Annotated in this window: 1 protein-coding gene; it reads right to left on the bottom strand. The window is 51.7% G+C overall.

Annotation, left to right across the window (positions count from 1 at the left end; translation table 11 throughout):
• The coding region (locus tag ASF49_RS15225; RefSeq protein WP_162240979.1) for a matrixin family metalloprotease at positions 1–623 on the bottom strand (623 nt) is incomplete at its 3' end.
• Between the last annotated feature and the right edge of the window lie 707 nt (positions 624–1,330).

Raw genomic sequence — 1,330 nt, 5'->3', positions numbered from 1 at the left:
CCGTTCACATCGGCCAGCTCGCGTGGGAAGCGATCATCGCTGCCCCATCCGCCACTATTGGGCGTGTAGGCCGAGATACCAGTGTGCAGAGCTTCGAAGCGCAGTACTGGAGGAGTTACCAATCCATACAATGCCTGGATCCCCGCGATGTCGCCGGCGCCGAGGGCCGTGACGGAGGGGTTAAGGATCGCGTTCATCACCTCGGGCTTGGCGTTGTAGTGGTCGAGCCCGAGGGCGTGGCCGATCTCGTGCAGGGCCACCACGGCGAGGTCGACGTTCTGATTGCTGACCACGCGGGCGCCGGAGGCGTGCCAGCCCTCGCCGGTGTCGAAGGTCACGGCCGCGGATTGCATGCGCTGGCCGCTGTAGGAGTAGTTGGCGTAGCCGAGGGTGTTGCCGAGACCGTCAATGCCGCCGAGGGTGAAGTCGATCTGGGCCGTCGCCGTTGAGGCCACCTGCTGGAACATGATGTTCGCCGAGGCGGCCCAGGTTGCGAAGGCGCCCTGGAGAATGCCGAGGAAGGTGGTCGGGATCGTGCCGTCGACGGCCCAGGTTACGGTGCCACCGCCCGTTCCCGCCGCGCCCGCGCCCCAGCGCGGCCCCTCCAGTGCATAATCACTCATTGATTGCTCACTCATATGATTAGATTATGATCATTGTATTAAGTTAATAAAAGATGCCAGATTATCGCTTAAGATCCGCGTTATACCAGAAAAAGATTTGATTAATTAGATTGTAAAAGTCCCATAAATTATATCTTAATATTATATAAATATCGTGTTATTTGTTAGCTATTTGAAAATTTTCATTCAACAACCTGATTTCTACATAATATATTTACATAAATAGTAAAATAATAAATTAATTTATTATTTTAGAACATTATTAGGAAATCGTTATACGGTAATTTTGTTGCGCATCGCACTGCTACAAAACTATTTCTTAAATTAGTGAAAGATAGGGTTGCTGACAACGCAATTAGAAAGATGCATGCTTGAGCTTTTTGGACTTCATCTATTTGATATTGAGCATTTAATGCCACTGGATATGCGACGAAATGGGCTCGCTAGCACGACCACGACCCACGGGGTGGGCAAGCAAGCTCAATGCAGCTGAAGCAAGAACTCGGCCTCGGCTACTACAACGGGCTCTCCTGGGCTTTGTCATCACTTGAGCTATTCAAGGGATGGCGCAAGATACAAAATGCTCAAGAAGCTGACGTCGGTTTCTTCCTAGTGCACTGACGCAGTCAGAGGATTCACGCAGGGTTTGATGCATGCGAGTCTGGGCAATGGCTCAGACCGTCTGTTTGCTCCTCGACGACGCCACC

The sequence above is a fragment of the Methylobacterium sp. Leaf104 genome (assembly GCF_001422885.1).
GTDB lineage: Bacteria > Pseudomonadota > Alphaproteobacteria > Rhizobiales > Beijerinckiaceae > Methylobacterium.
Note: the sequence above shows the minus strand (reverse complement) of the source record. Positions and strands in the feature narration are given on the sequence as shown.